Here is a 24,089-nt window from a genome sequence, read left to right as displayed (position 1 = left end):
CGCTGCCGAGCTCAGGCGTTGCCGTCGGACTCGCCGGCCGGAGCGTCGGCGGTGGCCGTGGCCTGCGCCGGAGCGGCCTGCTCGGTGCTGGCGGCCTCGGTGCTCGCAGCCTCGGGGGTCGCAGCCTCGGGGGTCGCCGACTCGGTGCTCGCGGCAGCCTGCCCGCCGTTCACGGCCTTCTCACCCTCGCCACCTGCGGCGGCCTCGGCCTCCGAGCGCGCCAAGAGCTCCCGCTCCCACTCCGGCAGCGGCTCCTCGGCACCGAGCTCGGCGCCGACCTGCGTCTCCTCGCCACCACCGGCACGGGCCATCAGCCCGTCGGCGACCGCGTCGGAGATGATCCGGGTGAGCAGCGAGACCGAACGGATCGCGTCGTCGTTGCCCGGGATCGGGAAGTCGACTTCGTCGGGGTCGCAGTTGGTGTCCAGGATCGCGATGACCGGGATGCCGAGCTTCTTGGCCTCGTCGACGGCGAGGTGCTCCTTCTTGGTGTCGACGATCCACACCGCGCTGGGCAGCCGCTGCATCCGGCGGATACCGCCGAGGGTGCGGTCGAGTTTGTCCCGCTCGCGGCGAAGCTGCAGGAGCTCCTTCTTGGTCATGCCCGAGCCGGCCACGTCGTCGAAGTCGAGCTCCTCGAGCTCCTTGAGGCGCTGCAGCCGCTTGTAGACGGTCTGGAAGTTGGTGAGCATGCCGCCCAGCCAGCGCTGGTTGACATAGGGCATCCCGACCCGGGTCGCCTGCTCGGCGATGGCCTCCTGGGCCTGCTTCTTCGTACCCACGAAAAGGATCGAGCCGCCGTGCTCCACGGTGTCCTTGACGTACTGGTACGCACGATCGATGTACGACAGCGACTGCTGCAGGTCGATGATGTAGATGCCGTTGCGCTCGGTGAAGATGTAGCGCTTCATCTTCGGGTTCCAGCGCCGGGTCTGGTGTCCGAAGTGAACGCCGCTCTCGAGCAGCTGCCTCATCGTGACGACGGCCATGGCCGTATGTCCTCCTCTGCGCTCCGTGGGAGCGCGCTCTCGGTTCGGTGGCCTCGACCCGGTTGGTCGTGCCCCTGACGCCCGCGCACACCCAAGCCCCGCCTGGCTTCATGCCCGCAGGGACCGAGAGGTGTGCCCGCGTCGTCGGAACGACTTGGAGAGCGGGCGTGCGTAATGTGTTGGTCTGATATCGGTGATGTCGCTGATATCGAATTGTGGTGCTTCGTCGTGCTTGCTGTGCCGTGCAACCCGTTCGGACCGGCAGGCCCAGCACCGGCCCGGGCTACGCGGTGGCGTACTCCGAGACGGCGGGTAGACGGATTGCCCGGTGAAGTGTACTCGATCGCCGGAGTTGGTCCCGGCGCCGCGTCCGGGCGGCCGATTTCGTCCACAGCCTCCCGACCGGCGGCCCCGTCCACAGTGGCTGCGTTCCTTCGGGCAGGGCCTCCCGCCGCCCGAAACGATCAGCCCATGACTCCCTCCCACCTCTTTTCCGCACGTCCGGCGGTCCCACGCCGCACCGCCCTGTTGATCACGGCCGGCCTGGCGCTCGTGGTGCTTCTGGCGGACGCGGCAGCCGCGTCCGCGGTGGCGTTCGCGACGTCTTCCACTCATGCGTCTGCGGCGGCCTCGGCCGCGGCCCCGTCACGCTGGGTGTGGCCGCTGTCACCGCGCCCGGAGATCGTCCGTCGCTTCGATCCGCCCGACGCACCGTGGGGCCGGGGGCACCGCGGTGTCGATCTGCTGGGCTCTGACGGTCAGCCGGTCCGCGCCGCCGGTGCGGGCGTGGTCACCTACGCCGGTCTCCTCGCCGGGCGCGGAATGGTCACGGTCCGGCACGGAGACCTCCGTACGACCTACCAACCGGTGACCCCGGAGGTCTCGGTCGGTGCCCACGTCGACGCGGGCACCGAGGTGGGCCTGCTGCGTACGGCCGGCGGTCACTGTGCGCCGCGAACGTGCCTGCACTGGGGGCTACTTCGCGGCGACGACTACCTCGACCCGCTGTCGCTGCTCGGTACCGGCCCGCCGCGCCTGCTCCCCCTCGACGGGCACCGGTCCACCGAGGCGGTGGCGCCGGCCCTGCGGCCACACCGAGCCGGTCGCGGGGACCGCCGAGATCTAGGCCCTGCGTCGGCAGCACCGACCACGACGGCCACGCTGGTAGCCGGCCCGTCGGGCCCCTCGGCTTCGTCGAGCTCGTCGGGTCCGGCGGCAGCATCGTTGCTGACGAACGTGCGCTGGACCCCGTTCACCCTTCCGCCACCTTCCGCCATCCGGCCGGCGGCGAACTCGCCGAGCGTGCCCTCCCCACCGGACGAGCCCGCCCGAAGGGGCGAGTCAGCCCCGGGGACCGGGGCCACGCGGCCGAAGTACGTCCGAGGGGCCGAGTTCTCTCCAGCAGCGATACCGATGGCGCTGTCCTCGCTCGCGACACCGTCCCCGCGTGCCGATGACACGGCCGGCCAGGACCGCCGGCTCGGCGCCTCGAGGACCGGGATGCCGACGCTGCTCACCACTGTCATGGCTCCCGCGGCAGGTGCCCTCGCCGGTGCGGTCGCGGCGGGTCTGCTGGTCCGTCGCAGCGGCGCCCCGATGGTCCGGCCACCGCTGCCGCCCCGGCCGCCCTCTGCGCCGCCCGCCCCGGCGTTCGGCTCCGCGCTCGGGCCGGCACCGTCCCGGAGACGACGGCCGGCACCGGTCGTGGACCTCGCCTCGATGCGCCGCCGGTCCGGGCGAGCCGCCTGACCAGGCAGGGTCCGGCGGTGCTCAGCCCAGGAGGTGGGCGAGGCCGGTCGCGAGGCGTTCGTACTCCTCGGCCGCGTTGTACGCCTGGGCCGAGACCCGCACGAAGCCGCGTTCACGCCAGCAGGTGACCGCCACCTCGATGCGCAGGTCCTTCGCGATGCGGCCGGACAGTGCGTGCGCGCCTTCCTGGTCGGTGGCCACTCCCGCCGGCAACGGAATGATCCGCATGGACAACTCGGGCGCACCTCCGCCGGCTTCCGGTGCGACGCCGAGGGCGGCGCCCACCACCTGCTGTCCGTACGCCGCGAGCGCGTTGTTGTGGTCGCGCAGCCGCTGCGGCTGCCAGGCGGTGAAGAAGTCGAGGGCGTCGGGAACGGCCAGCCAGGCAGAGTCGTCCGCGGTCCCCTGCTGGTCGAACGCGGCCGGGAACTCGTGTTCCTCGCTCCAGGACGCGACCAGCGGACGGATCCGGTCGCGCCACGGCTGGGCGATCCACAGGCCGGCCACCCCGCGCGGGGCGAATGCCCACTTGTGGAAGTTGCCCACCCAGAAGTCGGCTCCGAGCCGCTCGACCTGGACCGGCAGCATCCCCGGTACGTGCGCGCCGTCGACCAGGGTCGCGACGCCTCGTTCCGTCGCGGCGGCGGCGAGAGCCGCGACCGGGAACAGCCGCGCTGTCTGGGACGTGATGTGGTCGATGATCAGCAGGCGCGTCCGGCTGGTGAACGCGGCGAGGACGGCGCTGGTCACCTCCTCGTCGGAGGCGAGCAGATCCACCGGGGCCGTCACGACGCGTGCGCCCGCCGAACGTGCCCAGCGGTGAGCGGCGAGGGTCACCGCTCCGTAGCTGTGGTCGGTCAGGATCACCTCGTCGTCCGGTCCGAGCGGGAACGACGCGAGCACCGTGCTCACACCCGCGGTCGCGTTGCCGACCAGCCCCAGGGAGTCCGGCGCGGCACCGAGGAAGGCCGCGGCGCGCACCCGAGCGGCCTGGACGGCAGGGATGCGGATCTCGCGGTAGTAGTTCATCGGGTTCGCGTCGGACAGGTCGCGCCACCGGGCCTGGGCGGCTCGAACCGTCCGCGGGACGGCGCCGAAGGACCCGTGGTTGAGGTGCGCGACCTCGGGATCGAGGTCCCATGCCGCCCGGGTGTCTCCCCAGTCGGGCGAGCCTGCCGGATCTGACTTCGCCGTCGGCGCCTCACCGGTCATCGCCGTCACGTCCCAGGTCACGACGGGCGATTGTGCCACGCTCACCAGGGCGGACGTACGTCCCACGCTCAGTTGCCTCCGGCACACCCGAGTCGCCGGGGGCTGGACCCCGGTGGACAGAACACCTACGCGCGTGGATGTGCTTGTTGGTAGACCTTACGCAGCCGATCCGCGGAGACGTGGGTGTAGATCTGCGTGGTCGCCATCGAGGCGTGCCCGAGGAGTTCCTGCACGCTGCGCAGGTCGGCGCCACCCTCGAGCAGGTGGGTCGCGACGGAGTGGCGCAGGCCGTGGGGCGCGAGGTCGGGCGCGTCGGGAACGTCACCGAGCCGGGCGTGCACCAGTCTGCGGACCGCCCGCTGGTCGAGCCGGCCACCACGCGCCCCGAGGAACAACGCGGGCCCGCTCCTGTCGCTGCACAGCTTTCCGCGGGCGGTCCGCAGGTAGTCGCTCAGCGCCTCGGCCGCCGGGACGCCGAACGGCACCGACCGCTCCTTCCGCCCCTTGCCGAGCACTCGCACCAGCCGGCGTCCCTGGTCTACGTCGTCCACGTCCAGGGCGACGAGCTCACCCACCCGGACGCCCGTCGCGTAGAGAACTTCGAGGACGGCGCGGTCACGGCAGCCGACCGGCGACCCGTCGTCACTGGCGACGGCGGCGACCCGCAGCAGTTGGCCGGCCTCTTCCTGGCGCAGCACGCCGGGCAGCGTGCGGTGTGGTTTGGGCGAGCCAAGAAGCAGCCCGGGATCCTCGGCCAGCAGTCCGGTGCGGTGTGCCCAGGCGGTGAAGGTCCGGGCCGCTGCCGCGCGGCGGGCGAGGGTGGTTCGAGCTCGTCCGCCGGCCTGGATCCCGGCCAGCCAGTCGCGCAGCAGGTGGATGTCGACCAGGCCGAGCGGGCCGTCCATGCCGTCCATGCCGTCCATGCCGTCCATGCCGTCCATGCCGTCCATGCCGTCCATGCCGTCCATGCCGTCCACGTCTTCCGGGTCGTCCCGGACCGACTGCACGTGGTCGAGCAGACTCCGGATGTCCCCCAGGTAGGCACGAACCGAGTGCTCGGACAGGTCACGCTCGGCCCGGAGGTGGCGGGCGAAGGCAGCGAGGGTGGGCTCGGCCCACCGGGGGGCGGGCCCACCGGAGGTGCGTTCGGCGTTCACGACTACGACCATGCCGCATTCGACGGCTTCACGGGTGAGCGACCGGCCGGGCAGGCGCGGCGTCATGGTCCGCTCGACTGGTGCCGGCGGGTGTCGCGCTCCCGGGACGACAGCCGCCAGCCGGTGCCCTGGCGTTCGACGAACCCGAGCAGGAACAGCTCCCCGAGTGCGGCGAGGACTTCGTCGGCTGCCACCCCGGCTGATTGGGCGATGGACGCCACTCCCCCCGCCCGCAGGACCGGCACCGCCTCCAGGACCTGGCGCGCCCGTGCGTCCAGACCGTCCCGTGACCGGCTGACCCCGGTCTTCGGTGGCGCCAGGTCGACACCCAGTCGGCCGATCTGCTCCACCACCTCCTCGGCGTCGGTCACCAGGACGGCACCGCCCTCGCGGACCAGCCGGTGCACTCCTGCCGAGGCCACGGAAGTCACCGGCCCCGGCACGCCCATCACCTCCCGATGACAACGGTCGGCCCAGCTCGCGGTGTTGAGCGCCCCACTGCGCAGTGCCGCCTCCACCACGACGGTGCCGAGGGTCATCGCCGCGATCAGGCGGTTGCGGATGAGGAACCGCGGCCGGCGCGGTGTCGATCCGGGTGGCACCTCGCTGACCACCAGTCCGGCGTCGGCGATCCAGCCCAGGAGCTGTTCGTGCGCGCGGGGATAAGGAACATCGACGCCGGAGGCGAGTACGGCGACCGTGCAGCCGCCTGCGGCGAGCGCACCGCGGTGCGCGGCCGCGTCGATCCCGAACGCGCCGCCGGACACGATCGTCACGGCGTGGTCGGCCGCGCCGGAGGCGAGTTCGGCCGCGACGTAGAGGCCGTATTCGGTGGCCGCCCGGGCTCCCACGAACGCACAGGACCGATCGGTCACGACCCGCAGGTCCGCGCGGCCGCGCACCCACAGCGCCAGCGGCGGACCACCGCGTCCGTCGATGGTGCCGGCCACGTCGAGCACGTCCAGCGACGGCGGCCACTCGGCGTCGCCAGGACACACCAGCCGGGCGCCGACGGCGGCGGCGGTCTCCAGGTCGCGGTCGGGGTCGACGGACGCCAGCCGGGACTGGTAGTCGCCGAGCCTGCGGCCCGGGAATCGGCTCGTGCGGATGGCGTCGTAGGCGGCCTCGGGTCCGTGCTCGGCGACGAAACGAGCGAGGGCCAGGTCACCGGGTTCACCGAGGCGGGTCAGAGCGGCCCGGGCCCGGCGTTCGGCCAGGGAGACCTCGCCTCCGCCTTCCTGTGTGGAGTAGTCGACAGCGCCCGCTCCGGGAGAACCCGGCGAATCCGGAGAGCCCGGAGGGCACGGGAAGCCTGAAGAGCCAGAGGGCCCCGCGGAGCCGGGTTCACCTACGCCGTCCAGGCCGAGTTGGCCGGACGCGTCGCCAGCTGGGTGGGTCACGTCACCGGCTCCATCGTTTCGTCGTGGGTTCCCCCGCCTCCACGGACGGCACCGGTGCGGCAGGGGATGCCGCGCCGCGCCGTCCGGTGTCCCGGCGGAAGGGCTCCCTGCCCAGCCGCAGGGTCAGCGCCGCGAACACGTCCTGCCGTCCGGGGCGGTCACGTCCGGCCAGGTCCGCCAGTGTCCAGGCCAACCGGAGCACCCGGTCGGCACCCCGGGCGGTGATCCACCCGGAGCTGAGCTGACTCTCCACGGCGGGCAACGCGTCCGGCTCGGGCGGCCAGTGCCGCCGCAGCTCGTAGCCGGGCACGTGGGCGTTCAGCGACCACGGATCGTGCACGAAGCGGTGGGCCTGGCGTTGTCGAGCCGTTCGTACCCGCTCCGCGACGACGGTGCTGGGCTCGACCAGGCTCTGGTCGGCGACCATCTCGGCCCGGGCGACCGGCTCGACGAGCTGCATGATGTCGATCCGGTCCTTGATCGGACCGGACAGCCGATGCTGGTAACGGCTCCTCGCCTGGGGAGTGCAGGTGCAGTAGAGGCCCTTGCCGTAGGCGCGTCCGCACGGGCACGGGTTGGACGCGATCACCAGCTGGAAGCGGGCCGGGAACCTTGCCGTCCCGGCAGCCCTGGCGATGACCACCTCGCCGTGCTCGAGCGGCTGGCGCAGCGCGTCCAGAACCGTGGGCCGGAATTCGGGAGCTTCGTCCAGAAACAAAATGCCCCGATGTGCCAGCGACACCGCGCCGGGCCTGGCCATCCGGGCACCTCCACCGACGATCGCCGGCAGGGAGGCGGAGTGGTGGGGATCGCAGAACGGCGGGCGCACCACCAGCGGAGCGCTCGAGGGCAACAGCCCGGCCACGGAGTGGATGGCGGTCACCTCCAGCGCCTCACGCTGGTCGAGGTCGGGGAGCAACCCGGGCATCCGCTCGGCCAGCATCGTCTTGCCCGCGCCGGGCGGCCCGGACATCGCGAGGTGATGTCCACCCGCGGCGGCCACCTCGACCGCCCTCCGGGCGCCGGCCTGCCCGAGCACCTCGCCGAGGTCGAGACCGGCCAGCCGGTCCGAACGCGGCAGCACGCTGTTCTCGGCGGCCGCGGGATCGTCCTCGGCGAGATAGGGCGGCTCGTCGGGCAACTCCTCCCCGCACAGCAGAGCCAGCGTCTGCCGCAGCGACCGCACACCGAAGACCTCCACCCCGGCCACCAACCTGGCCTCACCGACGTTGGGCTCGGGTACGACGAACCTCGTCCGGCCCACCGTGGCCGCGGCCAGCACGGACGGCAACGTGCCCCGGATGGGCTTGAGGCGGCCGTCGAGTCCGAGCTCACCGAGCAGCACCACGTCGTCGAGCCGGTCCTGCGGAACCGCCTGGGTCGCCCCCAGCACCGCCATCGCGATGGCCAGGTCGAAATGGGCGCCGGCCTTGGGCAACGTCGCCGGTGACAGGGCCACCGTCAGCTTGCGCTGCGGCCAGCCCTGCCCGGAGTTGGCGACGGCGGCCCGCACCCGCGAACGCGCCTCGGCCAGGGCGGCGTCGGGCAGGCCCACCAGGCTGAACCCGGGCAGGCCGTTGCCGATGTGGGCCTCCACGTCGACGACGTGTCCCTCGACCCCGGACAGGGACACCGATCGTGCTCGGGCGAGCGTCATCCGTCGATCCCCCGTACGTGCTCGATGTGGGCGGGAGCGGATCCGCGGCGCAGCACGCCGACCACGTCGATCCGGACCGACCGCGGCCGAAGGTCGTGGTCGGCGAGGAAACGCGCGGCGAGCCGGCGCAGCCGCGCGGCCTTGTCCGCCGTCACCGCCTCCAGCGGGGTCCCGAACATCACGCCGGACCTCGTCTTGACCTCACACACCACCAGGGTCTGCTCGTCCCGCGCGACGATGTCGATCTCGCCGATGTCGCAGCGCCAGTTGCGGGCCAGGACGACGAACCCTGCGTCTTGCAGATGCCGGGCAGCCAGCTCCTCGCCGTGGCGCCCGACCAGGTCTTTCACTCGCATCGGTGCTCACCTCCGCGACCACTGTGGCCGGGCGGGCGGGCTGGTTTCGGGGCGGCGAGGCGGGCTGTGGACAAGACCGCCGGCGTACCGACTGTGGACAGAAACCGGTCGCCGCCCGGGTGTTGTGGGTGAGGGCTGATATGACGGGACTCCGCGCAGGAGGGAGGCGCCGATGGCCCAGACCGTCGCCGGGGCGGCCGTTCGCCAGCTGGTCGAGGCCGGCGTCCGGACCGCGTACACCGTTCCGGGGGAGTCCTTTCTCCCCCTGCTCGACGCCTGGGAGGCCGAGCCCGGTGTCCGCCTGGTCTCCACCCGGCACGAGGCCGGCGCGGCGTTCATGGCGGAGGCGGAGGGCAAGCTGACCGGGCGGCCCGCCCTCGCGCTGGCCAGCCGCGGCCCCGGTGCGGCCAACCTCGCCATCGGCGTACACACCGCGCGGCAGGACCAGACGCCGCTGGTCGCGATCCTCGGCCAGGTGGAGTCCGGGGCGCTGGGCCGGGAGTCGTTCCAGGAGGTCGACCTCGCCGCCATGTACGCCCCGCTCACCGGATGGGCGCGGGAGGCACGCACCGCCGAGGAGGTCCCCGGCCTGCTGGCCGAGGCCCACCGGGCGGCGACCGGCCCATGCCCCGGACCGGTGGCGCTCGCCGTGCCCGCGGACTTCTGGACCGCGGCGTACGACGGCGCGGTCCGGCTCACCACCGGACACGACCGGCACGGCGACACCGGCGACTCCACCGCCACATCGGCTGACCGGTTCGCCGAACACCTCGCCGGCCTGTTGTCCTCGGCTCACCGGCCGGTGGCGATCTGCGGTCCCGGCGACCGGGTGGGCCGGGACACCCTGCGGGCCGCCGGCGAGGTCGCCGGCTTCGGGGTCTACTCGGCGTTCCGGCGGCAGGACTGCTTCGACGAGGACCACCCACACTTCCTCGGCCACCTCGGCCTCGGCGTACCCGACGACGTACGCGAGGCGCTGGAGAACGCCGACTTGGTGATGGTCCTCGGCACCCGCCTGGACGCGATCACCTCCCAGGACCACCGCTACCCGCTACCCCACCAGCACCTGGTCCTGGTGGGCATCGGCCTGCCCAGGCCCCGGCATCCGGGCCTCACCACCGTCCTGGAAGCCGACCCGCACGCCGTCCTGAATGCTCTCGTCCGGCGCGCTACCGAGCCGACCTCGGCCGGCCCGCGCACCCAATGGGCGTCGGTCTGGGAACGCCACCACACCGCCGCGGTCAGGTACGCCCGCGCCACCGGAGAGTCCACCCGGCCCGGCACCGTGCACCCGGCCGAGGTGGTCGCCACGCTGCGGCGGCTCGTCCCGGACGACGTGATCCTCACCAACGACGCCGGCAACTTCTCCGCCTTCTTCCACCGGCACTGGGGGTTCCGCACCACCCACCGGCTGCTGGCACCCTGCAACGGCGCGATGGGGTACGCCGTCCCGGCCGCCGTCGCCGCCAAACTGCACCGGCCGCTGAACACCGTCGTCGCGCTGGTCGGGGACGGCGGCGTCCTGATGACCGGGCAGGAGATCGAGACAGCGGTGCGGTACGCCGCGCCGATCGTCGTCCTCGCGTTCCAGAACGGCATGTACGGCACCATCGCCATGCACCAGGCGACCTCGCACGGGCGGCTCGCCGGCGTGGACATCGGCCGGCTCGACCTGGCCACCTGGGCCCGCGGCCTGGGTGCTGCGGGCTTCGTCCTCGACGACCCGTCGCATACGGAGGCCGTCCTGACCGAGGCCCTGCGCTCTGACCGGCCCTGCGTGGTGGACGTCCGCACCGACCCCGACGTCATCGCGCCGGGCCGGCGGCTCTCCGGCCTGCTCGACCCACCGGGCACCCGCTCGTAGTCCCCAGCGACAACCCCTCAGCAAGCCTGCAGAAAGGGAGACACCGTGACCCGCCTTCGCCCCGAGGACCTGCGCAGCCACGCGTGGTACGGCGACCCCGGCCTGCGCGCCTTCGGCCACCGTTCCCGCACCCGCCAGATGGGCATCAGCGCCGAGGAGCACCTGGGCAAGCCGGTGATCGGGGTGATCAACACCTGGAGTGAGATCAACCCCTGCCACACCCACCTGCGCCAGCGGGCCGAGGAGGTCAAACGCGGTGTGTGGCAGGCGGGCGGCTATCCGGTCGAGATGCCCGCGATCTCGTTGTCGGAGCCGTTCCAGAAGCCGAGCACGATGCTCTACCGCAACCTGCTCGCCATGGAGACCGAGGAACTGCTGCGGTCGTACCCCATCGACGGCGCGGTCCTGCTCGGCGGCTGCGACAAGACCACCCCGGCGCTGCTGATGGGCGCGGTGAGCATGGACGTGCCGTCGGTGTTCGTCCCGGCCGGGCCGATGCTGCGCGGCAACTGGCGCGGCACCGTCCTGGGCAGCGGCAGCGACGTGTGGAAGTACTGGGCGGACAAGCGGGCGGGGGTGATCGGCGACCAGGAGTGGAGCGAGCTCGAGGACGGCATCGCGCGCTCCCCCGGGCACTGCATGACGATGGGTACGGCGTCCACGATGACCTCCGCTGCGGAGGCGCTCGGCATGACGCTGCCGGGCGCGGCCTCGATCCCGGCGGCGGACTCCGCGCACGCCCGGATGGCCGCGGCCAGTGGCCGGCTCGCGGTGGAGATGGTGTGGAACGACCGCAAGCCGTCCACGATCCTCGATCGGCGCGCCTACCTCGACGCGGTGACCACGGTGCTCGCACTCGGCGGCTCCACCAACGCCGTCATCCACCTGATCGCGATGGCGGGCCGGAGCAGGGTGGAGTTGACGCTGGACGACTTCGACGAGCTCTCCCGGCGGGTGCCCGTGCTGGCCAACATCCGCCCCACCGGCGCCTACCTCATGGAGGACTTCTTCTACGCCGGTGGGCTGCGCGCGCTGCTCGCCCAGCTTCGCGACCTGCTGCACCTGGACCGGATCAACGTGACCGGCCGGACGCAGGCCGAGGTGCTGGAGGGCGCCGAGGTGTACGACGCGGACGTGATCCGCCCGTTGGACAAGCCGGTGTGGCCCGAGGGCGGCCTGGCCGTGCTCCGCGGCAACCTCGCCCCGGCCGGCGCGGTGGTCAAGCACGCGGCGGCCGACCCGCGCTTCCACCGGCACACCGGGCCGGCGGTGGTCTTCGACGGCTACCAGGACCTGCAGCGCCGGATCAACGACGAGTCGCTGCCGATCACCCCGGACACGGTGCTGGTGCTCCGTGGCGCGGGACCGCACGGCGGTCCGGGAATGCCGGAGTACGGCATGCTGCCGATCCCCGACCGGCTGCTCAAGCAGGGCGTGCGGGACATGCTGCGGATCTCCGACGCAAGGATGAGCGGCACGAGCTACGGCGCCTGCGTTCTGCACGTCTCGCCGGAGTCGCACGTCGGCGGGCCGCTCGCCCTGGTCCGCGACGGTGACCTGGTGACCCTCGACGTCGCCGAACGCCGGCTGAGCCTGGAGGTGTCCGACACCGAGCTGGCCGAACGCCGAGCCGCGTGGACGCCGCCGACCCCGGCGTACGGGCGAGGCTACGGCGCGTTGTACCTCTCCCACATCACCCAGGCCGAGGAGGGGTGCGACTTCGACTTCCTCGCCCGCGAGGGCGAGGTCGCCGCGCCCGAGGCCCACTGAGTGGCGTAGGACCTCAGGGCACAGGACCTCACTCAGGCCGGGGCGGGTTGCCCTTCGCCCAGGCGCGGTAACGCTCCCTGGTCTGCTCGTTCGGCGGGTAGATCCCGGGCAGCGCCGCGCCCGCCTCGATCTCGGCCTGAACGAACTCCTCCAGGTGCTCCTGCGCGACCGCGTCCCGGGCCACCTCGGCGGCCAGCTCGCGCGGGACGCACACCACGCCCTCGCCGTCACCGACCAGCACGTCGCCCGGATACACCGGAACCTCCGCGCAGCCGATGGGGACCTGCAGGTCGACGGCGTGGTGCTGGACGAGGTTGGTGGTGGCCGAGACTCCCGCGGCGTACGCCGGCAGCCCCAGCGTGGCGAACGTCGGCGAGTCGCGGACCGAGCCGTCGGTCACCACGCCGGCCGCGCCGCGGCGCAGCAGCCGGGTGCCGAGAATGCCGCCCAGCGAGGCCGCCCGGCCCTGGCCCCGGCAGTCCATCACCAGCACCTGACCGGGCCCGACCGACTCCACCGCCTTGCGCTGCGGGTGCTCGGGGTCCTTGAAAACGGTGAGTACGTCGAGATCCTCCCGCGCCGGGATGTAGCGCAGGGTGAACGCCGTGCCGACCATCCGCGCCGCGCCGGGGTTCAGCGGCCGCAGGCCGAAGAGGAACGTGTTGCGCAGCCCACGCGACATCAGTTGGGTGGTCAGCGTCGCGGTCGACACCTGCCGCAGCGCGGCGATCGTGTCCGGTGCCAGCGGGTCGGAAGCGGACTCACGAACGTCGGTCATCTCCAGCGGTCCCCTCTCGGCCGGGCGGATGGATCCCTCGCTCGCTCAGCGGTCCTGCAGCGCGTCCAGGGCGACCGCCATCGCGCACGCCAGCCGCCGGTCGAGGGCGGGGTCGCGCACGGTCACGTCGTAGTGGTCGCGGAACCCGAACCGGCGTACGACCGACATCACCGGCCGGCCGTCCTCGGCTGCGAAGTCGAAGTGGTACGGCAACGGGAAGTTGTCCTGCATCCGGCGCAGGACGGCGATCAGCTGGCTGCGTTCGCGCCCGACACACTCCCCCACGCCCGGCTGGGACAGGTGCCACGTCGAGCGCAGCAGCGACCGGCGGAAGTCCTTGCGGAACGACCCGACCACCGAGCCGTCGGCGGCGGTCACGTCGTAGGTGGCGCCGAGGTCGACGACCGAGCGAGCCTTGAAACCGAACAGCGGCGTCTGCATCGCCTCGTCGGCGTACAGCGTCACCTGCTCCCGGAACGCCATCCGCTTCTGCTGGGCCACCGCGACCAGCTCGTCGCCGGTGCGGATCTCGTAGCGGTTGACGGTCAGCCGCAGCTGCTGGCGTACCTCGAAGTGGTCGTTGGATCCGAACCTGGCCTGGAAACCGCTCGGATCGGTCACCGGCTGCCGCCGCCGCCGAAGGGGCCGTCGTCCTTGGGCACGTCGAAGTCGCTCTTGGCCAGCTCCTCGACGTTGACGTCCTTGAACGTCACCACCTTGACGTTCTTCACGAACCGGGCAGGGCGGTACATGTCCCACACCCAGGCGTCGGACATGGTGACCTCGAAGTAGGTCTCCCCGCCCTCACTGCGGACCTTCAGGTCGACGTGGTTGGCGAGGTAGAACCGGCGGTCGGTCTCTACGACGTACTTGAAGATTCCGACGACGTCGCGGTATTCGCGGTAGAGCTGGAGCTCCATCTCGGTTTCGTACTTCTCGAGGTCTTCGGCGCTCATCGCGCGCGCTCCCCTCCCCGAGCTCGGTTCCCCGTGGTCACGCTCACCAGGTCCTCGCAGTCGGTCGGTTGGTCGTCGGTCTGCCGGTCGCCGTCCGGGACGGAGGCCGTCCCGGAACCATTCTGGCCCATGACGCTGGACCTGCCCGGCACGGACCCGGCCGGGGCCGATCCGTCCGATTCGTCCCCTGCTTCCTGCTCGTCCGCGGAGGCCGGAACCGATCCGGTGCGGTCGACGCCCGCGGCGCGCATGACGTTGATGTAGCGCAGCCGGTGCTCCGGACACGGTCCGTGCCGGTCGAGGGCCGCCTGGTGGTCGGCGGTGCAGTAGCCCTTGTGGGTCGCGAAGTCGTACGCGGGATAGCGCTCGGACAGCTCGCACATCAGCCGGTCGCGGGTGACCTTCGCGATCACCGAGGCGGCGGCGATGCAGGCGATGACCCGGTCGCCCTTCCACACCGCGAGACCGGGGGCGCCGAGCCCGTCGACCGGGAAGCCGTCGGTGAGGACGTACGCCGGTCGGGTGTCCAGCGCGAACAGCGCCCGGCGCAACGCCTCGATGTTGACCCGGTGCATGCCGAGCCGGTCGCACTCGGCCGGGGGTACGACGACGACCGACCAGGCGACCGCCCGCCGGACGATCTCGGCGTAGCAGCGTTCGCGGGCCGCGGCGGTCAGCAGCTTGGAGTCGGCGAGCCCGCGTACCTCACCGCGACTTCCCTCCGGCAGGATCACCGCCGCGGACACCAGCGGACCCGCACAGGCGCCCCGCCCGGCCTCGTCGACGCCGGCCACGGGGGTGAGTCCGCCGCGGACCAGGGCGCGTTCGTACGCGTAGAGGCCCGAGTCTCGCCGGACCACCACTCGGCGTACGGCTGGCATTGTGGCCTGACCTCCCGGTCAGCGGCCCGCCCGGGACCGGCGGCGGCGTCGCTGCACCCCGCGCCGCAGTCCGGCGAGCGGGAACACGACACCCGCCCCGGCGAGGACGGGCACGGCGTCGGTCAGCGGGGACCCGACGGTCGCGGTCGAGACGGTCGAATCCCTCGGCGCGGCTGGCCCGCCGGCCAGGCCGGCGTCGCCGTAGGCGCCCGGCCGGGTGAGCAGGTCGACCCGGTTCAGCGGCCACACGATCACGAACGCGCGGCCGACCACGTGGTCGACCGGGATGGTTCCGCCACCGGGGTCGCCCAGGTGGGAACGGGAGTCGGCGGAGGCGGAGCGGTGGTCGCCCATCACCCACAGCCGGTCGGCCGGCACGCGGATGTCGAACGACATCGCCGACGGCGGGTCGCCCGGGTGGAGGTAGCCGCCCTCGGTGATCGCCTTGCCGTTGACCGTCACGCGGTTCTGCTTGTCACAGCAGACCACGTGGTCACCGGGCAGGCCGATCACCCGCTTGATGAAGTCCTTCTCGCCGACGGTGGAGAAGCCGAACAGCTCGCCCACCCTGTGCAGCAACTTCTGCACCGAACCGCTGGGCGGAGCGAGGTCGACCTCGCTCTCCCAGGAGTCGGCGCCGTTGAACACGATCACGTCGCCGCGCTGGATCTCGCCCAGGCGGTAGGACAGCTTGTTGACGAGCACCCGGTCGCCGGGGACGAGGGTGTTCTCCATCGACTCCGACGGGATGTAGAACGCCTGGACCAGGAAGGTCTTGATCAGGAGGGCAAGACCGAGAGCCAGGACGACCAGGACGGGGAGCTCGCGCCAGAAGGAGCGCTCCTTGCCACGGTTGCGCCGGGCGTCACCCGTGTCCGACTCCTTGGACTCCACAGTCGACGCCCTCCCGGTTGCCGGCTCGCGGCCGGCAGCGATCTCCCGTTCATCCACCCGTCGAGCCTAGTCCGACAGGCTCAGTGCGCGGCGGTGGACTCGCGCTTCTCCTTGATCTTCGCGGCCTTGCCGCGCAGACCCCGCACGTAGTAGAGCTTCGCGCGGCGCACGTCGCCGCGGGTGGCGACCTCGATCTTCTCGATGATCGGGGTGTGCAGGGGGAACGTGCGCTCCACCCCGACGCCGAAGCTCACCTTGCGGACGGTGAAGGTCTCCTTCAGCCCGGCACCGGCGCGCTTGAGGCAGACGCCCTGGAAGACCTGGACCCGGGTCCGGTTACCTTCGACGACCTTGACGTGCACCTTCAGCGTGTCGCCGGCCTGGAACGCGGGAACGTCGGAACGCAGGGAGGCGGCGTCGACGGCATCGAGCGAACTCATGTCTTCTCCTCGTGGTGCCACAGGTCACCATCGGTAGATGGTTGGTACGTGGGTGTTGCGATCGGGCCAGTGCCCGGCGCTCCCCCTGAGGCAGGAACGCTTGCCGGCTGGACCCGCAGGTGGGCAGCCAGCGGCCAAGTCTGGCATACCGAGCTGGGAACGCCCACAGCGACCCGGAAAGCCGGAGCCGGTTCGCCCGACCTGAGCGGATCTCGGCCGGGTTCAGCCGGATCGGCCCTCCGCCCCGTGGTCCGGCTCCCCGCCCGGCTCCCCGCCCGGCTCGTCGCCGGCCGGCGCCTGCTCCGCGATCACCTTCCGGTCCTGGGCGTCGAGCTCCTCCGCGGGCAGCCGGTGCAGCAGGTCGGGCCGGCGCCTCGCCGTCCGGCGCAGCGCCTCGTCCCGGCGCCAGCGGGCGATCCGGCCGTGATGGCCGGACAGCAGGACGGGCGGAACCTCACGCTCCCGCCAGGTCGCCGGCTTGGTGTAGACGGGGTACTCCAGGAGCCCCGCCATCGACCCGGTGCCGTGGGACTCCTCGGTCAGGGACTCCGGGTTGCCGAGCACGCCGGGCAGCAGCCGGGCAACCGCCTCGACGATCACCAGGACCGCCACCTCCCCGCCCGCGAGTACGTAGTCGCCGAGAGACACCTCGTCCACGCGCATCCGGGCGCCGGCGTACTCCACCACCCGCTGGTCGATCCCCTCGTACCGTCCGCAGCCGAACACCAGCCACGGCTCGGCGGCGAGTTCGGCGGCGAGGTCCTGGGTGAACGGCCGCCCGGACGGCGTGGGTACGACGAACCTCGGCTGGGCGCCGTCGGGCGGCGCCAGGGCGTCCAGCGCCTCGCCCCACGGCTCGGGCCTCATCACCATGCCGGCGCCGCCACCGTACGGAGTGTCGTCGACGGTGCGGTGCCGGTCGTGGGTCCAGTCGCGCAGGTCGTGGACGCGCAGGTCGAGGATGCCGCTGTCGACCGCCTTGCCCACCAGCGACAGCCGGAGCGGGGCGAGGTAGTCGGGGAAGATCGAGACGACGTCCAGCCTCACCGGGAACCCTCCGGCCCCTGGCCGGACCCGTCGGCGGGCACCTCACCGGACACGTCACCGGACACGTCGTCGGACACGTCGTCGTCCTCGAGCTCACCGAGGAGCCCCGGCGGCGGGTCGATCAGTATCCGCCGGTTCTCGAGGTCGACCTCCGGAACGATCGCGGCGACGAACGGCACGAGCACCTCGCCCGCGTCCGGCGTGCGGACGGCGAGCAGGTCCTGCATCGGCAGGTGCACGACCTCGGTCACCTCCCCCACAATCTCCCCGGCGACGGTCAGGGCGGCGAGCCCGACCAACTGGTGGTCGTAGAACTCGTCGGGGTCGTCAGGGCGCTCGTCGTCGGAGACCACGGCCACCAGGTCGGTCCCGCGCAGCCCTTCGGCGGCGGTCCGGTCGCGTACGCCGTCGAAGCACACCAGCAGCCGGCCGCTGCTCCAGCGCACCGCGGCGATCCGCAGCTCACCCTTGTCGGTGGTGAACGACGCGCCCGGCACGAACCGCTCCTCGGGCGCGTCGGTGCGGACCTGCACCGCGACCTCGCCACGGAGCCCGTGGGCACGGCCGATCCGGCCGACGAGCAACTCCATCAGGACAGCCTCCGGGGACAGGACGACGAGTCGGAACGAGCGAGTCAGGACGTGCGAAGGGCCGGCGGCGCCGCGTTCGGCCGAACCGAACGGGACGCTGCCGGCCCCAGGCCCTGCTGTCTGGTCAGCGGCCGCGGCCACCGCGCGCGGCGCCGACCTCTACGAAGTCGATGCGCGGGCTGCGGCCCTTGTCGAGAGCGCCGACCACCGTACGGATGGCCTGCGCGGTGCGGCCGCGACGTCCGATCACCCGGCCGAAGTCCTCCGGATGGACGCGGACCTCGAACGTGCGACCGCGCCGAAGCTCCCGCGTGCTCACCCGGACGTCATCGGGGTGGGCGACGATGCCGCGGACGACGTGCTCCAGCGCCTCGACCAGCATGGATCAGGCCTCGCTCTCGCCCTGCGCGGCCTCGGTGCCGGCGGACTCGCCGGTGGTCTCGGCCTGGTCGGCGGGCTTGTCCTCGGCCTTGGGCTTGCGAGCCGCGGACTTCTTGCTGACGGCCTCGCCCTGCGGCTCGGAGTGCGCGTCGCGCAACGCGTCGTCGAACAGCGCGCGCTTGTCGGCCTTGGGCGCCGGCGTCTTCAGCGGCTCGGGGGCGGGCTCGCCCTTGAACTTCTGCCAGTCACCGGTGCGCTTCAGGATCGCGAGGACCGGCTCGGACGGCTGCGCCCCCACGGACAACCAGTGCTGTGCACGCTCGGAGTCGACCTCGATGAAGCTGGGGTCGCTCTTGGGGTGGTACTTGCCGATCTGCTCGATCGTCTTTCCGTCGCGCTTGACGCGCGAGTCGGCCACGACGATGCGGTAGTAGGGCGCACGGATCTTGCCCATGCGCTTCAGCCTGATCTTGACGGCCACGAGTGTGGAGTCTCCCTGTGTGGTCGAAAGGGTGAGCGGGCGGCACCGCGTGGGGTGCGGAACCGACCTCTCGAAGGGAGCCGGCCGGCCGCGGAGGTGAGAGGGCTACGCGACAGACGGACTCGGCCGACCATTGTGCCAGACGGGGCGGAGTACGTGGTCCACACGGGTGGACGCCGGCCGAACGACGACGAGACGGTACGCGCGAACGGGGGCGAACCGGACGTTTCCCGCCCCGGCTGCAGGCGCTCGGGCTCTACGCCACGACCCGGCCGCGCAGCACCACCCGGACGGGATCGGCCAGCGTGCGGAGGTCGGCCACCGGGTCGCCGGCGTACACCACGAAGTCGGCCGGTGCGCCCTCCTCCAGCCGCGCCGGCCGGCCGAGCCACTCCCGGGCCCGCCACGAACCGGCCGCCAGCGCGTCGGCGGGCGACATCCCGGCGCACTCGGCGAGCATCCGGATCTCGGTCGCCACCAGACCGTGCGGGAGTACGCCACCCGCGTCGGTGCCGGCGTAGATCGGCACCCCGGCCTCGTAGGCGGCTCGCAGCGTGTCGTCGACCCGGGCGTGCAGGTCGCGCATGTGCCGGGCGTACGCCGGGAACTTCGCCTCGCCCTGGGCGGCGTACTCCGGGAAGTTGTCGATCTGCCGTCGGGTCGGCACCAGCGCCACCTGGCGGCGGGCCATTTCTGCGATCAGACCCTCGGTCAGCCCGGTGCCGTGTTCGAGGCAGTCGATCCCGGCGGCGAGCAGGTCGGGCAGCGCGTCCTCGCCGAAGACGTGCGCGGTCACCCGGGCGCCGAGCTCGTGGGCCTTCGCGATGCCGGCGGCCAGCGCGTCGCCGGGCCAGCAGGGCGCGAGGTCGCCCACACCCCGGTCGATCCAGTCGCCGACGAGCTTGACCCAGCCGTCACCGCGGGTGGCCTGCTCGGCCACGGTGCCGACGAGTTCGAGCGGCTCGACCTCGGCGCCGTAGTTGCGGATGTAGCGCTTGGTGCGGGCGATGTGCCGGCCGGCCCGGATGATGCGGGGCAGGTCGTCGCGGTCGTCGATCCAGCGGGTGTCGGCGGCGCTGCCCGCGTCCCGGATCAGCAGCGTGCCGGCGTCGCGGTCGGCGACCGCCTGCTGTTCCTGCACCGGGGGCGGCACGGCACCGTCGGCGTCCAGGCCGACGTGGCAGTGGGCGTCGACCAGCCCGGGTACGACGTATCCCTCGCCGATGAGGTCGGCGTCCGGCACCGGCGTGTAGCTGATCCGGCCGCCGACGACGTACAGGTCGCGGTGCTCGCCCTCGGGCAGGACGACACCGCGAACCCGCAACGCTCCCTCAGACCTCGTGCCGCTCACTTGCCGTCTTTCGGCAACAGGTCGCGCAGCTCCTTCGGCAGCTCGAAGCCCTCCGGGACCTCGGTCGGGGAGTTCAGGTCGGGCAGGCCGTTGCCGCCGAACGCGGCCGGAACGCCGCCCTGCTCCTCGCCCTGGTCGCGGGCGGCCACCGCGTCGGCGGCGGCCTGCCGCGCCCGCTTGGCCGGGTTGCCCGAGCGCCCGCCGGCGCGCTGGTTGGCCTTGCCCTTCTTGCCCTTCTTGCCCTTGCGGTTGCCGCCGCCCATGCCGCCGCCCATGCCCGGGATGTTGGGCATCCCCGGGATGTTGGGCATGCCCTTGCCCTGGCTGAGCTGACTCATCATCTTGCGGGCCTCGAGGAACCGCTCCACCAGCAGGTTGACGTCGGAGACCGTGGTGCCCGAACCCTTGGAGATGCGCAGCCGGCGCGAGCCGTTGATCAGCTTGGGGTCGTCCCGCTCGGCCGGCGTCATCGAACGGATGATCGCCTCGATCCGGTCCAGCTCCCGGTCGTCGATCTGCTCGACCTGGTTACGGACGTCGCCGAGGCCGGGGAGCATGCCGAGGATCTTCGACAGCGACCCCATCTTGCGGACGGCCTGCATCTGGGCGAGGAAGTCCTCGAGGGTGAAGCCGCGCTCGGTCTTGAGCTTGTCCGCCACCCGGGCGGCCTGCTCCTCGTCGAAGGCCTTCTCGGCGGTCTCGATGAGGGTGAGGACGTCACCCATCCCGAGGATGCGGGAGGCCATCCGGTCGGGGTGGAAGACGTCGAAATCGTCCAACTTCTCGCCGTTGGAGGCGAACATCACCGGCCGGCCGGTCACGTGCCGCACCGACAGCGCGGCGCCACCGCGCGCGTCGCCGTCGAGCTTGGACAACACCACGCCGTCGAAGCCCACGCCGTCGCGGAACGCCTCGGCGGTGGTGACGGCGTCCTGGCCGATCAGCGCGTCGACGACGAACAGGATCTCGTCGGGCGAGACCGCGTCCCGGATGTCGGCGGCCTGCTGCATCATCTCGGCGTCGATGCCGAGCCGGCCCGCGGTGTCGACGATCACCACGTCGTAGAGCTTGGAGCGGGCGTGCTCGATGCTGCGCCGCGCGACGTCGACCGGGTCGCCCACGCCGCTGCCGGGCTCGGGTGCGAAGACCTCGACCCCGGCGCGCTGGCCGACGACCTGCAACTGCTCGACGGCGTTGGGGCGCTGCAGGTCGGCGGCGACCAGCAGCGGGGTGTGGCCCTGGCCCTTCAGCCAGAGGCCGAGCTTGCCCGCGAGCGTGGTCTTACCAGCACCCTGCAGACCGGCCAGCATGATGACGGTCGGCGGGGTCTTGGCGTACCGCAGCCGGCGGGTGTCGCCGCCGAGGATCTCGATGAGCTCCTCGTTGACGATCTTGATGACCTGCTCGGCCGGGTTGAGGGCCTGGTGGACCGCGGCTCCCCGCGCCCGCTCCTTGAGCTGCGCGATGAAGGCACGCACGACCGGCAGCGCGACGTCGGCCTCCAGCAGCGCGATCCGGATCTCCCGCGCACTGGTGTCGATGTCGTCGTCGGTGAGCCGGCCCTTGCCGCGGAGCCGCTTGAACGTCGCCTCGAGGCGATCCTGAAGGGTGGCGAACACGGTGGCAGTCTGGTCCTCGTTAGACGTGGTGGGGTCCTGGCCAGGGTAGCCGTCCGGGCGCCCGCGGTCGGCGGCGCCGGAGGTTTGGCGTCGATCTCACCCGGTTTCGGTAGGTCGCCCCCACTGTGTCACCGGTTGTTGCCGCTGTCATCCGGGCCGGGGTCCAGGGCCGTACGCACCGACTCGGCCACCCCCGCCGCCACGGACTCCTCCAGCGGCCCGCCCAGGGGCCGGGTCAGGTAGAAGACGTCCACCGCGTTGTCCGCCCAGGTGCTCACGTGTGCCGACCGGACCGAGCATCCGGTCGCGGCCACCGCCGCGCAGATCTGGTGGAACAACCCCGGCCGGTCATGTGCACGTACTTCCAGCACCGTGGCGGCGGCCGACGCGCCGGGCTCGACCCGCACGTCGGCCGGGCCGTGCGCCGACCGCGCGGCGTGCGCGTCGTCCATCCTGGCCACCCGCGGTGTCACCCGGTCGCGGCCGGACAGCGCGGCGTCCAGCCGTTCGCGCAGCACGGCGGGGTCGGGCGGCTCCCCCGCGACGATCCAGATCGACACGCCCACGTCGCCCGCTGCCTGGGCCTCGGTGTGAACGGACGCCGAGCGCACCGACAGCCGGGCCAGGGCCAGTACGCCCGCGACGGTGGCGAGGGAGCCGACCCGGCCGGGCGCGACGACGGTGATCCGGAACGGCTCCCCCTCGACTTCGGGCGGCTCCACCACGACACCGGGCACGTGTTCCCGGGCGAGCTCCCGCTGCCACTGGGCGAGCGGGCCCGGCGCCGGCACCTGGCCGCGTTCGAGGTGGCGGCGTACGTGGTCGACGAGCCGGCCGACCAGTGCGGCCCGCCACGGCGTCCACGCCGCCGAACCGGTGGCCCGGGCGTCCGCCTCGGTCAGCGCGGCCAGCAGGTCGAGGGTGTCCGCGTCGCCCACCACGGCGGTGACCTGCCGGATCGTGGTCGGGTCGTCGAGGTCGCGGCGGGTCGCGGTGTCGGCGAGGAGCAGGTGGTGGCGGACGAGCAGCACGAGCGTGGCGGTGTCGGCCTGGTCGAACCCCCACCTCGGGGCCAGCCGGGCGGCGATCTCCGCACCGAGAACGCTGTGGTCGCCGCGGTCGCCGCGGTCGCCGCGTCCGCCCTTGCCGAGGTCGTGCAGCAGCGCGCCGACCAGCAGCAGGTCCGGCCGGTAGACCCGGCGGACCAGCCTGGAGGCCTCCACACAGGTGTCCAGCAGGTGGCGGTCGACGGTGTGCCGGTGCACCGGGGAGTACTGCGGCGCGCACCGCACCCGGTCCCACTCCGGCACCAGGTCGTTCACCAGCCCGGCCTGGTCGCAGGTCTCCCACACCGCGAGCAGGTCCGGCCCGGTGCCGAGCAGCGCGGTGAACAACCGGCGGGCCTCCGCGGGCCACGGCGTCGGCAGCGTGCCGGGGGTGCTCCCCAGCCGGTCGGCGGTGTGGGGCGCCAGCAGCAGGCCGTGGTCGGCCGCCGCGTACGCCGCCCGCAGCGGCAGCAGCGGATCGCTGCCGAGGCGTGCCTCGGGGGCCAGTACGACCTCGCCGTCGACGGCGGCGACACCGGGTGCCAGCGGGGTGAGGGCGGGGCCGGGACGCGGGCGGATACGGCTGCCGCGCCGGCTCGATCGGCCGGCCAGGGCCCGTCCGGCCCGTCGCCAGGCGACGTCGGCGGTGTGGCTCATCGTGCGGCCGAGGTGGTAGACGTACCGCAGCAGGGCGTCCCGGTCGGGCAGCCCGCATCCGGCCGCCACGTCCGCCTGCAGGTCGGCGCGCAGCCGGTCGGTCGGCCGCCGGCCGCCGACCTCGTGCAGCACGTCGCGGACGTCGAGCAGGCCCGACCGCAGCCGGGCGACGTTCGCCTGCGGTACGTCCACCAGCCAGGTGGCGGCCAGCGCCCGCATGACGACACCGTCACGCAGCCCGCCGCGTGCCTCCTTCAGGTCCGGCTCCAGCAGGGCCGCGATCTCACCGACCCGGGCGGCGCGTTCGCGGCAGCTTCGCTCCAGCTCCGGAAGCCGGCGCGGCGCGGTCCGTCGCCATCCGGCGAGCAGCGTGGTCCGGAGCTGGATGGTCAGTGCGGCGTCGCCGGCCACGTGCCGGGCGTCCAGCAGGGACAGGGCGGTACGCAGGTCGCCGGCGGCCGCCTCGGAGGTCTCGGCGACGGTGCGCACGCTGTGGTCGAGGGCCACCCGGTCGTCCCACAGCGGATACCACAGGCGTTCGGCGATCGCGGCGACGTCGGGACAGCGGTCGTCGTACAGCAGGAGGACGTCGAGGTCGCTGGCGGCGGACAGTTCCTCCCGGCCGTAGCCGCCGAGCGCGACGACCGACACCCCGCCGGCGTTGGGCGGGGTGTCGAGGTCTTCGAGGGCGCCGGCGAGCAGCGACCGCAGCCGCTCGTCGGCCGCCCGGGTGCGTGCGGCCCGCGAGCGGCCGACCTGGGTCAGCCGCTCGCGGGCCGATGGCGCCAGCGAGGACGCGGGTGAAAGTGGCATC

Annotated in this window: 21 protein-coding genes and 1 pseudogene; 3 read left to right on the top strand and 19 right to left on the bottom strand. The window is 72.8% G+C overall.

Annotated elements, in window-relative coordinates; genetic code table 11:
* Positions 1–11: 11 nt before the first annotated feature.
* Positions 12–989 carry a 30S ribosomal protein S2 gene (rpsB, locus tag ABZV93_RS14700; protein WP_354935170.1) on the bottom strand — a complete coding sequence of 326 codons (978 nt, stop codon included), beginning with the start codon at positions 987–989 and terminating at the stop codon, positions 12–14.
* Positions 990–1,460: 471 nt separating this feature from the next.
* Between rpsB and ABZV93_RS14695 the strand changes: the two genes are divergently transcribed.
* Positions 1,461–2,738, top strand: a complete 1,278-nt coding sequence (locus ABZV93_RS14695) for a M23 family metallopeptidase (protein WP_354935167.1) — start codon at positions 1,461–1,463, stop codon at positions 2,736–2,738.
* Positions 2,739–2,759: 21 nt separating this feature from the next.
* On the opposite strand, the gene ABZV93_RS14690 is transcribed toward ABZV93_RS14695, so the two are convergent.
* The 5 genes from ABZV93_RS14690 to ABZV93_RS14670 form a co-directional block, all read right to left on the bottom strand.
* Positions 2,760–3,971 (bottom strand): aminotransferase class V-fold PLP-dependent enzyme, encoded by a 1,212-nt coding sequence (locus ABZV93_RS14690; RefSeq protein ID WP_354935164.1) that lies wholly within the window; start codon positions 3,969–3,971, stop codon positions 2,760–2,762.
* Between the two features lie 104 nt (positions 3,972–4,075).
* Positions 4,076–5,107 (bottom strand): tyrosine-type recombinase/integrase, encoded by a 1,032-nt coding sequence (locus ABZV93_RS14685; protein WP_354935161.1) that lies wholly within the window; start codon positions 5,105–5,107, stop codon positions 4,076–4,078.
* A gap of 62 nt (positions 5,108–5,169) precedes the next feature.
* A complete protein-coding gene (dprA, locus tag ABZV93_RS14680) occupies positions 5,170–6,507 on the bottom strand; it encodes a DNA-processing protein DprA (RefSeq protein ID WP_354935158.1) in 1,338 nt (445 codons plus the stop codon).
* 1 nt (position 6,508) lies between these two features.
* Positions 6,509–8,164 (bottom strand): YifB family Mg chelatase-like AAA ATPase, encoded by a 1,656-nt coding sequence (locus tag ABZV93_RS14675; RefSeq protein ID WP_354935155.1) that lies wholly within the window; start codon positions 8,162–8,164, stop codon positions 6,509–6,511.
* The gene (locus ABZV93_RS14670; RefSeq protein WP_354935152.1) at positions 8,161–8,520 is read right to left on the bottom strand and encodes a YraN family protein; all 360 of its coding nucleotides are present in this window, start codon (positions 8,518–8,520) and stop codon (positions 8,161–8,163) included. Before ABZV93_RS14670 ends, ABZV93_RS14675 begins: the two co-directional genes overlap by 4 nt.
* 172 nt (positions 8,521–8,692) lie before the next feature.
* Here ABZV93_RS14670 and ABZV93_RS14665 point away from each other — a divergent pair, with 172 nt between their 5' ends.
* Both ABZV93_RS14665 and araD read left to right on the top strand, forming a co-directional pair.
* Complete coding sequence (locus ABZV93_RS14665; RefSeq protein ID WP_354935150.1) at positions 8,693–10,384, top strand: thiamine pyrophosphate-dependent enzyme; 1,692 nt, start codon at positions 8,693–8,695, stop codon at positions 10,382–10,384.
* Positions 10,385–10,429: 45 nt separating this feature from the next.
* Positions 10,430–12,154 carry an L-arabinonate dehydratase gene (araD, locus tag ABZV93_RS14660; protein WP_354935147.1) on the top strand — a complete coding sequence of 575 codons (1,725 nt, stop codon included), beginning with the start codon at positions 10,430–10,432 and terminating at the stop codon, positions 12,152–12,154.
* Between the two features lie 28 nt (positions 12,155–12,182).
* Here araD and ABZV93_RS14655 read toward each other — a convergent pair whose 3' ends face one another.
* From ABZV93_RS14655 to ABZV93_RS14595, 13 genes and pseudogenes are all read right to left on the bottom strand, one after another.
* On the bottom strand, positions 12,183–12,932 hold the full coding sequence (locus ABZV93_RS14655) for a ribonuclease activity regulator RraA (protein WP_354935144.1): 750 nt from the start codon (positions 12,930–12,932) through the stop codon (positions 12,183–12,185).
* Positions 12,933–12,977: 45 nt separating this feature from the next.
* On the bottom strand, positions 12,978–13,553 hold the full coding sequence (locus tag ABZV93_RS14650; protein ID WP_354935141.1) for a hypothetical protein: 576 nt from the start codon (positions 13,551–13,553) through the stop codon (positions 12,978–12,980).
* Positions 13,550–13,888 (bottom strand): DUF2469 domain-containing protein, encoded by a 339-nt coding sequence (locus tag ABZV93_RS14645; RefSeq protein ID WP_354935138.1) that lies wholly within the window; start codon positions 13,886–13,888, stop codon positions 13,550–13,552. The genes ABZV93_RS14650 and ABZV93_RS14645 overlap by 4 nt, the downstream gene beginning before the upstream one ends.
* A gap of 230 nt (positions 13,889–14,118) precedes the next feature.
* Positions 14,119–14,769: pseudogene (locus ABZV93_RS14640) on the bottom strand (ribonuclease HII); the annotation flags it as partial.
* Positions 14,770–14,787: 18 nt separating this feature from the next.
* Positions 14,788–15,720 (bottom strand): signal peptidase I, encoded by a 933-nt coding sequence (gene lepB, locus ABZV93_RS14635; protein ID WP_354935135.1) that lies wholly within the window; start codon positions 15,718–15,720, stop codon positions 14,788–14,790.
* Positions 15,721–15,743: 23 nt separating this feature from the next.
* Positions 15,744–16,103 carry a 50S ribosomal protein L19 gene (rplS, locus tag ABZV93_RS14630; RefSeq protein WP_354935132.1) on the bottom strand — a complete coding sequence of 120 codons (360 nt, stop codon included), beginning with the start codon at positions 16,101–16,103 and terminating at the stop codon, positions 15,744–15,746.
* Between the two features lie 222 nt (positions 16,104–16,325).
* Positions 16,326–17,150, bottom strand: coding sequence for a tRNA (guanosine(37)-N1)-methyltransferase TrmD (gene trmD / locus ABZV93_RS14625; protein WP_354935129.1), 825 nt, complete (start codon positions 17,148–17,150; stop codon positions 16,326–16,328).
* Positions 17,147–17,740, bottom strand: coding sequence for a ribosome maturation factor RimM (gene rimM, locus ABZV93_RS14620; RefSeq protein WP_354935126.1), 594 nt, complete (start codon positions 17,738–17,740; stop codon positions 17,147–17,149). The genes trmD and rimM overlap by 4 nt, the downstream gene beginning before the upstream one ends.
* 124 nt (positions 17,741–17,864) lie before the next feature.
* Positions 17,865–18,122, bottom strand: coding sequence for an RNA-binding protein (locus ABZV93_RS14615; protein WP_354935123.1), 258 nt, complete (start codon positions 18,120–18,122; stop codon positions 17,865–17,867).
* 3 nt (positions 18,123–18,125) lie between these two features.
* Positions 18,126–18,602: a 30S ribosomal protein S16 gene (gene rpsP / locus ABZV93_RS14610; RefSeq protein ID WP_354935120.1), complete on the bottom strand. Its 477-nt coding sequence runs from the start codon at positions 18,600–18,602 to the stop codon at positions 18,126–18,128.
* Positions 18,603–18,858: 256 nt separating this feature from the next.
* The gene (locus ABZV93_RS14605; protein WP_354935117.1) at positions 18,859–19,953 is read right to left on the bottom strand and encodes an amidohydrolase family protein; all 1,095 of its coding nucleotides are present in this window, start codon (positions 19,951–19,953) and stop codon (positions 18,859–18,861) included.
* On the bottom strand, positions 19,950–21,572 hold the full coding sequence (gene ffh, locus ABZV93_RS14600; RefSeq protein WP_354935114.1) for a signal recognition particle protein: 1,623 nt from the start codon (positions 21,570–21,572) through the stop codon (positions 19,950–19,952). The genes ABZV93_RS14605 and ffh overlap by 4 nt, the downstream gene beginning before the upstream one ends.
* 128 nt (positions 21,573–21,700) lie before the next feature.
* The gene (locus tag ABZV93_RS14595; protein WP_354935112.1) at positions 21,701–24,088 is read right to left on the bottom strand and encodes a [protein-PII] uridylyltransferase; all 2,388 of its coding nucleotides are present in this window, start codon (positions 24,086–24,088) and stop codon (positions 21,701–21,703) included.
* Position 24,089 lies beyond the last annotated feature (1 nt).

This window comes from Actinopolymorpha sp. NPDC004070 (assembly GCF_040610475.1).
Classification (GTDB): domain Bacteria; phylum Actinomycetota; class Actinomycetes; order Propionibacteriales; family Actinopolymorphaceae; genus Actinopolymorpha.
This window is presented reverse-complemented; position numbering and strand designations above follow the sequence as displayed.

Coding starts and splice junctions, on each gene's coding strand:
- rpsB (WP_354935170.1), bottom strand. CDS start 989: ATGGCCGTCGTCACGATGAGGCAGCTGCTCGAGAGCGGCGTTCACTTC.
- ABZV93_RS14695 (WP_354935167.1), top strand. CDS start 1,461: ATGACTCCCTCCCACCTCTTTTCCGCACGTCCGGCGGTCCCACGCCGC.
- ABZV93_RS14675 (WP_354935155.1), bottom strand. CDS start 8,164: ATGACGCTCGCCCGAGCACGATCGGTGTCCCTGTCCGGGGTCGAGGGA.
- ABZV93_RS14670 (WP_354935152.1), bottom strand. CDS start 8,520: ATGCGAGTGAAAGACCTGGTCGGGCGCCACGGCGAGGAGCTGGCTGCC.
- ABZV93_RS14665 (WP_354935150.1), top strand. CDS start 8,693: ATGGCCCAGACCGTCGCCGGGGCGGCCGTTCGCCAGCTGGTCGAGGCC.
- ABZV93_RS14655 (WP_354935144.1), bottom strand. CDS start 12,932: ATGACCGACGTTCGTGAGTCCGCTTCCGACCCGCTGGCACCGGACACG.
- ABZV93_RS14645 (WP_354935138.1), bottom strand. CDS start 13,888: ATGAGCGCCGAAGACCTCGAGAAGTACGAAACCGAGATGGAGCTCCAG.
- rplS (WP_354935132.1), bottom strand. CDS start 16,103: ATGAGTTCGCTCGATGCCGTCGACGCCGCCTCCCTGCGTTCCGACGTT.
- rimM (WP_354935126.1), bottom strand. CDS start 17,740: ATGGAGTTGCTCGTCGGCCGGATCGGCCGTGCCCACGGGCTCCGTGGC.
- ABZV93_RS14615 (WP_354935123.1), bottom strand. CDS start 18,122: ATGCTGGTCGAGGCGCTGGAGCACGTCGTCCGCGGCATCGTCGCCCAC.
- ABZV93_RS14595 (WP_354935112.1), bottom strand. CDS start 24,088: ATGCCACTTTCACCCGCGTCCTCGCTGGCGCCATCGGCCCGCGAGCGG.